The sequence below is a fragment of the Aeromonas sp. PI_26 genome, assembly GCF_027854445.1.
Taxonomy (GTDB): domain Bacteria; phylum Pseudomonadota; class Gammaproteobacteria; order Enterobacterales; family Aeromonadaceae; genus Aeromonas; species Aeromonas veronii.
In genome coordinates, this window is sequence record NZ_JAJNOE010000017.1 from 92,328 (window position 1) to 100,823 (window position 8,496).

At 60.7% G+C, this 8,496-nt stretch carries 7 protein-coding genes; 5 read left to right on the plus strand and 2 right to left on the minus strand.

The window, feature by feature from the left end; all coding sequences use genetic code 11:
- The first annotated feature begins 16 nt into the window (after positions 1-16).
- The 4 genes from LRL22_RS16920 to LRL22_RS16935 all read left to right on the plus strand — a co-directional run bounded on the left by LRL22_RS16920 (position 17) and on the right by LRL22_RS16935 (position 5,062).
- Positions 17-2,893, plus strand: coding sequence for a formate dehydrogenase subunit alpha (locus LRL22_RS16920; RefSeq protein ID WP_270905926.1), 2,877 nt, complete (start codon positions 17-19; stop codon positions 2,891-2,893).
- Positions 2,894-2,897: 4 nt separating this feature from the next.
- Positions 2,898-3,524: a formate dehydrogenase FDH3 subunit beta gene (fdh3B, locus tag LRL22_RS16925; RefSeq protein WP_270905927.1), complete on the plus strand. Its 627-nt coding sequence runs from the start codon at positions 2,898-2,900 to the stop codon at positions 3,522-3,524.
- Positions 3,521-4,492: a formate dehydrogenase subunit gamma gene (locus LRL22_RS16930; RefSeq protein ID WP_005334792.1), complete on the plus strand. Its 972-nt coding sequence runs from the start codon at positions 3,521-3,523 to the stop codon at positions 4,490-4,492. Before fdh3B ends, LRL22_RS16930 begins: the two co-directional genes overlap by 4 nt.
- A 159-nt stretch (positions 4,493-4,651) precedes the next feature.
- The gene (locus LRL22_RS16935; RefSeq protein WP_013723543.1) at positions 4,652-5,062 is read left to right on the plus strand and encodes a hypothetical protein; all 411 of its coding nucleotides are present in this window, start codon (positions 4,652-4,654) and stop codon (positions 5,060-5,062) included.
- An 87-nt stretch (positions 5,063-5,149) separates the two neighbouring features.
- On the opposite strand, the gene LRL22_RS16940 is transcribed toward LRL22_RS16935, so the two are convergent.
- A complete protein-coding gene (locus LRL22_RS16940) occupies positions 5,150-5,827 on the minus strand; it encodes a substrate-binding periplasmic protein (RefSeq protein ID WP_270905928.1) in 678 nt (225 codons plus the stop codon).
- A gap of 362 nt (positions 5,828-6,189) precedes the next feature.
- On the opposite strand from LRL22_RS16940, the gene LRL22_RS16945 reads away from it, so the two are divergent.
- Entirely contained in the window at positions 6,190-7,905 is a 1,716-nt protein-coding gene (locus LRL22_RS16945; RefSeq protein ID WP_236396763.1) for an NAD-dependent malic enzyme, read from the plus strand.
- Between the two features lie 87 nt (positions 7,906-7,992).
- Here the strand turns inward: LRL22_RS16945 and LRL22_RS16950 are convergent, their stop codons facing one another.
- Positions 7,993-8,334, minus strand: coding sequence for an RT0821/Lpp0805 family surface protein (locus LRL22_RS16950; protein ID WP_216953134.1), 342 nt, complete (start codon positions 8,332-8,334; stop codon positions 7,993-7,995).
- Positions 8,335-8,496 lie beyond the last annotated feature (162 nt).

The following is an 8,496-nucleotide window of genomic DNA, read 5'->3' on the forward strand; positions in this document are numbered from 1 at the left end:
CAGTGAAGGAGAACTCATGAAACTGACAAAACGTGCCGAGCAGCCCCAGGCGGGCGAGCAGGGCAATCAGGCTGTTCGCGGTCAGGGGCTGACCCGTCGCGCCTTTATGGTCAACTCCGGTCTGGTGGCCGGTGGCGCCGTGGCCGCCGGTTGGCTGGCGCCAGCAATGATGCAGCGGGCCGAAGCCAAAACTGTGGCGGCCGGGGTACCGGTCGAGGTGAAGCGTACCATCTGTTCCCACTGCTCGGTGGGTTGCGGCGTTTATGCCGAGGTGCAGAACGGCGTCTGGACCGGTCAGGAGCCAGCTTTCGATCACCCCTTCAACCTTGGCGGTCATTGTGCCAAGGGGGCGGCCCTGCGCGAGCATGGCCACGGTGAGCGTCGCCTCAAGTACCCGATGAAGCTGGTGGGCGGCAAGTGGCAGCGCATCAGCTGGGATCAGGCCATCGAAGAGGTGGGCAACGAAGTGCTGCGGCTGCGCAAGGAGTCCGGCCCCGACAGCGTCTACTGGCTCGGCTCCGCCAAGCACTCCAACGAGCAGGCCTACCTGTTTCGCAAGATGGCGTCCTTGTGGGGCACCAACAACGTGGATCATCAGGCGCGCATCTGCCACTCCACCACGGTCGCTGGCGTCGCCAACACCTGGGGCTACGGTGCCATGACCAACAGCCTGAACGACATGCACAACAGCAAGTCGATCATGTTTATCGGCTCCAACCCGGCGGAGGCCCACCCGGTCGCCATGCAGCACATCCTGCTGGCGAAAGAGCGCAACGGCTGCAAGATCCTGGTGGTCGACCCGCGCCGCACCCGTACCGCCGCCAAGGCGGACATGTACCTCTCCCTGCGTCCGGGCACCGACGTCGCCTTTATCTGGGGCATGCTCTGGCACATCTTCAAGAACGGCTGGGAAGACAAGGAGTTCATCCGCACCCGCGTCTATGGCATGGACGAGGTGCAAAAAGAGGTGGCGCGCTGGACTCCGGCCGAAGTAGAGCGGGTGACCGGCCTCAACGAGCAGCAGGTCTATGGCGCCGCCAAACTGCTGGCCGACAACCGCCCCGGCTGCGTGGTCTGGTGCATGGGCGGCACCCAGCACACCACCGGCAACAACAACACCCGCGCTTACTGCATCCTCGAACTGGCCCTCGGCAACGTGGGCAAGAGCGGGGCGGGCACCAACATCTTCCGCGGCCACGACAACGTACAGGGGGCCACCGACTTTGGCGTCACCTCCGACTCCCTGCCCGGCTACTACGGGCTGGAAGAGGGCTCCTGGAAGCACTGGGCCCGGGTGTGGGACGTCGATTATGAGTGGATCAAGGCACGTTTTGACAACAAGGCCTACAACGGCAAGTTGCCGATGAACAACAACGGCATTCCGGTCTCCCGCTGGGTGGATGGTGTGCTGGAGAACGCCGATCTCATCGAGCAGGGTTCCAACATCCGCGCCATGTTCTACTGGGGCCATGCGGTCAACTCCCAGACTCGCGGCCCGGAGATGAAGAAGGCGATGCAAAAGCTCGACATGATGGTGATTGTCGACCCGTACCCCACCGTCGCCTCGGTGATGAACGATCGCACCGACGGCGTCTACCTGCTGCCGGCCACCACCCAGTTCGAGACCTATGGTTCCGTCACCGCCACCAACCGCTCCATGCAGTGGCGCGACAAGGTGATTGAGCCCCTGTTCGAATCCAAGGTCGACCACGAGATCATGTATCTCTTGAGCAAGAAGCTCGGCTTTGCCGACCAGCTGTTCAAGCACATCAAGGTAGAGAACAACCAGCCACTGCTGGAAGACATCACCCGCGAATACAACCGCGGCATGTGGAGCGTGGGCTACACCGGCCAGAGCCCGGAGCGGCTCAAGGCGCACCAGCAGAACTGGCACACCTTCCACAAGACCAACCTCAAGGCTGAAGGGGGCCCGGTCAGTGGCGAAGTGTACGGTCTGCCGTGGCCCTGCTGGGGCACCCCGGAGATGAAACATCCCGGCAGCCACATTCTCTACGACACCAGCATTCCGGTCTCGGAAGGGGGCGGTGGTTTCCGCGCCCGCTTCGGCATCGAGTATCAGGGCGTCTCGCTGCTCGCCGAAGACTCCTGGCCGAAGGGAAGTGAAGTAGAAGACGGCTATCCCGAGATCACTGCCGATCTGATGAAGCAGCTTGGCTGGTGGGATGAGCTGACCGAGGCCGAGAAGAAAGAGGCCGAGGGCAAGAACTGGAAGACCGATCTCTCCGGCGGTATCCAGCGGGTCGCCATCAAGCACGGCTTTGTGCCGTATGGCAACGCCAAGGCGCGCTGCGTGGTGTGGACCTTCCCGGATCAGGTGCCCAAGCACCGCGAGCCGCTCTACACTCCGCGCCGGGATCTGCTGGCCGACTACGCCACCTGGCCTGATTCGAAGAGCCTGTGGCGCCTGCCGACCCAGTACGCCTCGGTGCAGGAGAAGGATGTCAGCAAGGAGTTCCCGATCATCCTCACCTCCGGCCGTCTGGTCGAATACGAGGGGGGCGGCGACGAGACCCGCTCCAACCCCTGGCTGGCTGAATTGCAGCAGGAGATGTTCGTCGAGATGAACCCGGCGGATGCCAACGATGTCGGCGTGCGCGATGGTCAGGACGTGTGGGTGGAGGGGCCGGAAGGAGGCAGAGTGAAAGTGAAGGCGCTGGTGACCCCGCGGGTCAAGCCGGGGCTCGCCTTTATGCCGTTCCACTTCGGCGGCCACTTCAAGGGCAAGGATCTGCGATCCAAATATCCGGAAGGGTCTGACCCCTATGTGCTGGGGGAGTCGGTCAACATAGTCACCACCTATGGTTATGACCCGGTCACCCAGATGCAGGAGACCAAGGTCACCCTGTGCCGTTTTCGCAAAGTAGGAGCCTGATCCCATGGCCAGAATGAAATTCATGTGTGACACCAATCGCTGCATCGAGTGCAACGGCTGTGTGACGGCGTGCAAGAACGAGAACGACGATGCCCTCGAGTGGGGCATCCAGCGCCGCCGGGTGGTAACCCTCAACGACGGCCTGCCAGGTGAAACCTCCATCTCGGTCGCCTGCATGCATTGCACCGACGCCCCCTGCATGGCGGTCTGCCCGGCCGACTGCTTCTATCACACCGACGACGGCATAGTGCTGCACAACAAGGATCTCTGCATCGGTTGCGGCTACTGCCTGTTTGCCTGCCCGTTCGGGGCGCCCCAGTTCCCGAAAACCGCCGCCTTTGGCGATCGGGGCAAGATGGACAAGTGCACCTTCTGCGCCGGCGGCCCGGAAGAGGATCACAGCGAGGCGGAGCGCCAGAAGTACGGTGCCAACCGCATCGCCGAGGGCAAGCTGCCCATGTGTGCCGAGCTCTGCTCCACCAAAGCACTGCTGGCAGGGGATGCGCAGGTGATCTCCGATATCTTCCGCGAGCGGGTTGCCTATCGCGGTGCCAAGGATGCGGCTTGGGGTAATGGCGATGAGCTGTTCCACGATGCCAGCAAGCTGAACAAGCAGGGAGGGGCGGCATGAAAACCTGGCTAATGGCCCTGTTTGCTGCCCTGCTGCTGGTGAGTACCGCAAGTTTCGCCGATGCCGAGAAAGAGGCGGTCGGCTTTGCCGGCGCCGATTACTGGCGGGCGGTGAAGGATGGGCAGGAGGGGGTGACCACCTCCCGCTCGCCGGAGCACGGGGTGCTGATCTCGGTGCCGGGCCAGCTCTGGTTCGAGGTGAAGACCAAGTGGGTGTCGCCGCTCGGTGCCATCGCCATTTTCGGGTCGCTCGCCATGTGTGGCCTGATGTATCTGGTGGTGGGGCAGACCAAGCTCTCCAAACCGCGTACCGGGCGCAAGCTCAAGCGCTGGAGCAGGCTGGATCGGGCGCTGCACTGGACCACGGCGGCCATGTTTCTGACCCTGTCCGGGTCGGGGCTGGCCATCATATACGGCAAGTACTTCATCAAGCCGGTGGTGAGCCTCGGGGTGTGGGAGAACTGGATCTGGTTTGCCAAGGTGTTCCACAACTACGTGGGGCCGCTCTTCTTCCTCTGCCTGATGGGGGTACTCATCAAGTGGTTCCGCCACAACATCGTCAACATGGTGGATGTGCAGTGGTTCATGAAGTTTGGCGGCATGCTCGGCAAGCACAAGGGGAGTCACCCCTCGGCGGGCTTCTCCAACGGCGGCGAGAAGGCGATCTTCTGGCTGCTCATCTGGTTTGGCGGCATTGTGGTGGCGACCGGACTATTTCTGGACTTCCCCATCTTCGGCCAGCTGCGCCGTCAGATGGAGTGGGCCAGCTTTATCCATATCGTAGGCGCCTTGATCCTTATCTGCGGTTTTATCTTCCATATCTACATGGGTCTGTTCCAGTTGGAAGGGGCGCTGGAGGGGATGGTGACCGGCGAGGTGGACGAGACCTGGGCCAAGGAGCACCACGACCTCTGGTATGAAGAGGTGAAGCACACTCTCGATGAGCCCAAGGCGGGCAAATCAAGCTGATGGTCGACAAAGAGTAAAGAGAAGGGGCGCTGCGGCGCCCCTTTTGATGGCGGGTCGATCGTGATGGCAAATTGATTGAGCGATGCCGCAAACGGCGATGGTTTTTTGGGCCACCTTGAGCAACAGTAACAGGGGTTCCATTCACACAAGGGATGACAAATGATGAGAAAAGCATGGCTGGCAGCGGTATGTGCATCTGCGCTCTTCGGTGGTATTGCGGGCGTGGCGCAGGCGGCTGACGGGATCAAGACCCAGCAGGTGCAGTTCAAGAAGGGGGAGTCAGGGGCGACTATCAACGGCACCATTCAGGGTAGCCAGACCCTCGATTACAAGCTGACGGCCAACAAGGGCCAGAGCATGGTGGTGATCCTGACCGGCAAGCCCTACTTCAATATTCTGCCGCCGGGCAGCAAGGGGGAGGCGATGTTTATCGGCTCTACGGAAGGGAACAACTTTGAGGCAACCCTGCCCGCCAAGGGCACTTATACCATTCGGGTCTACCAGATGGGGGCGGCCGAGAGCAGCAAGGCCAAGACGCCGTTCAAGCTGGAGGTGGGCATCAGCGGCTAATGCCGGCCGCTGACAAGCATCACAGAGGTGGCGGCCACAAAGGGCCGCCACCGTTGTTTTATCCTCTCTTTTTTTGCCTCGCCAAGGTCAATATTCCCCCCGGGCCAGCCGCTCGAAGTAGCGCTGATAACGTCCGCTGGCGATGGCCTGCTGCAACTGCTGATTGAACTGATCCCGCAGTTTGGCTGAATCGGGCATCTTGCGCGGGAACATCACGAAGCTGTCGTTGCGCAGAAAAGGGGTCTGACTGTGGGTGATGAGTGCCGCGCTGGCGGGGTCGAGCTGGCTCTGCAACTCGGCCAGGCCGACTCGCAGCTCTTGCGGATAGAGGTCGATCCGCCCGCGCAGCAGCTTGCCGAAATTCTGTTTCACGTCGGTGACTTTCTGTTGGGTTACCTTGCCATCGACCACCATCTTGTCCAGATCTGGCCCGTAGCTATAGGCGATATCGCCCCCCAACCGCATGCCGATGATCTGCTCAAGGCGCTCGGCTTGCAGCTGCCGTGATTTGAGGGAGAAGAAGACAAACTGCTCCTGCAGCACCGCTTCGCTGAACAGAAAATCCTGCTCCCGCTCCGGTTTGTGCATCCAGACGGCGGTGGCGTCGTAGAGCTGGCTGTTGGCCGCCAGCGAATAGACCCGGCCCCAGGGGGCGAAGTGGAACTTCACCTCATAGCCCGCCTCCTTGAACAGATCGCTGATAAGGTGGGCCACGGGACCGTGCTGTTTTGATTGCTCGGAGACGAAAGGGGGCCATTCACCCACGATGATGTTCAGTTCTCTCCCTTGTGCGGCGAGAGCTGACTGGCAGGCAAGCAGTTGTGACAGGGCAAGGAGCAGTATCAGACGCATGGCGAGAGGAGGCAAAAGCTGGCTGAAAAAGTCGAGGGCATCAGGTCACTCCCGGCTGCGGCATGGTGAAACGTTGCGGAATTGATCGCAATGCTAGCATGAGTCTCATTCCTCTCCGTGGATATTTATCACTCGGGGAGCGAGATGAGCGGATTTTGGCCACAGGGTATGCCCAAGCTCACAAAACCGATCGAGTAAACGTCATATGATTGATTTCATTATGAGTCTTGCTCTCCTGCCGAACGGCAATTTCACGTAAATCAAAGAGAATGACTATGGCTACCGGACAATATCTGCTGTGGAAAGATGCACAGGGACAGGATTTTCGCCCCGTTGCACTGACCGGCACTGATCTGCTTAACAATCGATACCTCAACAAGGGCACGGCCTTCACCGAACAGGAGAGGGCCGATTTTGATCTCGATGGTTTGCTGCCGCCTCAGGTGCAAACTTTTGAAGCCCAGCTCGAGCGAGTGTATGAGGGGTTCAAGAGCGCTTGCAGCGATATCGAGAAGTACCAGAACCTGCGTGCCCTGCAGGATCGTAACGAAACCCTGTTTTATGCCCTGTTGTCACGCCATGTGGAGGAGATGACTCCCTACATCTATACCCCGACCGTGGGCAAGGCGTGTCAGGAGTTCAGCCACCGCTTTCAGAAGCCGCGCGGCCTCTACATCACCCCGGACAACGTGGATGACATGGGCAGTCAGGCCCGTCACTTCGATGCCAAATCGATCCGCATCATAGTCGTCACCGACAGCCAGGGCATTCTGGGGATCGGCGACCAGGGGGTCGGCGGCATGGGCATCCCCATCGGCAAGCTGGCGCTCTATACCCTGGGTGCCGGTATTCACCCCGCCTGCTGTATGCCCATCGCGCTGGATGTGGGCACCGACAATCAGAAACTGCTCGATGATCCCATGTATCTGGGCCGCCCGCACAAGCGCATTCGCGGCAAGGAGTATGAAGAGTTCATCGACAAGTTCGTGCAGGGGGTCAAGCGCCACTTCCCCAATGCCGTGCTGCAGTGGGAAGACTTCAGCAAATCCAACGCCTTCAACAATCTGGCCCGCTACCAGCAGGCACTGCCGTCATTCAACGATGATATTCAGGGCACCGGTGCCGTGGTGCTGGCCGGTATCATAGGCGCGGTCAAGGTCAAGGGGGAGACCCTGGGTCAGCAGAACTATCTGGTCTACGGCGCTGGCGCCGGTGGGGTTGGCGTCGCGGATCAGATCTGCGCGGGGATGATCCGTGAGGGGATGGATCCGCAGGCCGCGCGGGATCGCATCTACATCCTGGATACCCAGGGGCTGGTGTGCGACAACCGCGAGGGACTTGACGAGTACAAGCGTCGTTACGCCAAACCGGGGCTGCTGCTGGCAGGCTGGGACACCGAGGTGCCCGGCAAGGCTAATCTGGCCGATGTACTGCGTCATGTGCCCATTACCGTGCTGCTGGGTACCAGTGGCTCGGGCGGTGCCTTCCAGGAAGAACACATCCAGCTGATGCTGCAGCATTGCGAGCGCCCCATGGTGTTCCCGCTCTCCAACCCGACCGCCAACTGTGAAGCGCTGCCGGAGGATATCTACCGCTGGAGCAAGGGCAAGGCGATCGTGGCGACCGGTAGTCCCTTCAAGGACGTGAGCTACGAGGGGCAGGAGTTCCGGGTGGGGCAGGGCAACAACGTCTTTATCTTCCCCGGTGTAGGTCTGGCGGCCATCGTCAGCCAGATCCGCGAGATCAGCCCGGATATCTTCACCACCGCCGCCTTTGCGCTGGCCGAGTGCGTAAGCGAAGAGGATCTGGCCAAGGGAGCCGTCTATCCGCGTATTCGCGAACTGCGCAACATCTCGGTGCATGTGGCCACCGCCGTGCTCAAGGATATCGTGCGTCGGGATCCGTCCCACCCGCTGATCGGGCAGGATCTGCATCAGCATATCCTCAACCACATGTGGGAGCCGGTTTACCTGCCCTATCGTCGGGTATAACCGCGTATTCACCGCCCCGATAAAGGGTCGGTAAAGATGACAAGGGGGTAGCGCTGCTACCCCCTTTCGTTTACCCCGTGGCATTCACTAAGTTCGCAATGGTCGCCAGCGCCCTTGCTGATTGCGACAGGCGGTATCCTGCCACTGCTGACTGGCCTGGCCGATATAGAGTTGCTCGCGATAGTCGCGACACCACTCCCCGCTGGCATGGCGGAAGGTGCGTAGCGGCGTGACGCTGCCCGAGTGACGATTAGCCGGATTGAACCAGGTGAGGCTCTGCCCTTTGGTACGGGTTTCCAGCGCCTTGGCAAGGGCCTGATTGGCCAGTTGAACATCTGCCTTATCCATCTGATGGTAAAGCGGCGGAGTGTCGACCGTGGCGCAGCCAGTGAGGCCGAGCAGGAGGAGTGGTAACAGATATCGCATCATGGTTGCCCCTGTTGGCGAAAACCGTTGTTGAGCAGCACCCGCTCCTGCTCATCGGTAAGCACTTGCTGGCGATCATCGACCGTGCCGTCACCTCTTAGTTTGTTGCCGTTGGCATCGACAGCATCCACACCGTTGTCATCGACCGTGCCATCACCTCTTAGT

Bases quoted from the DNA above. Each gene is read 5' to 3' on its own strand.
- LRL22_RS16920 (WP_270905926.1), top strand. From the start codon at position 17: ATGAAACTGACAAAACGTGCCGAGCAGCCCCAGGCGGGCGAGCAGGGC.
- fdh3B (WP_270905927.1), top strand. From the start codon at position 2,898: ATGGCCAGAATGAAATTCATGTGTGACACCAATCGCTGCATCGAGTGC.
- LRL22_RS16930 (WP_005334792.1), top strand. From the start codon at position 3,521: ATGAAAACCTGGCTAATGGCCCTGTTTGCTGCCCTGCTGCTGGTGAGT.
- LRL22_RS16935 (WP_013723543.1), top strand. From the start codon at position 4,652: ATGATGAGAAAAGCATGGCTGGCAGCGGTATGTGCATCTGCGCTCTTC.
- LRL22_RS16945 (WP_236396763.1), top strand. From the start codon at position 6,190: ATGGCTACCGGACAATATCTGCTGTGGAAAGATGCACAGGGACAGGAT.
- LRL22_RS16950 (WP_216953134.1), bottom strand. From the start codon at position 8,334: ATGATGCGATATCTGTTACCACTCCTCCTGCTCGGCCTCACTGGCTGC.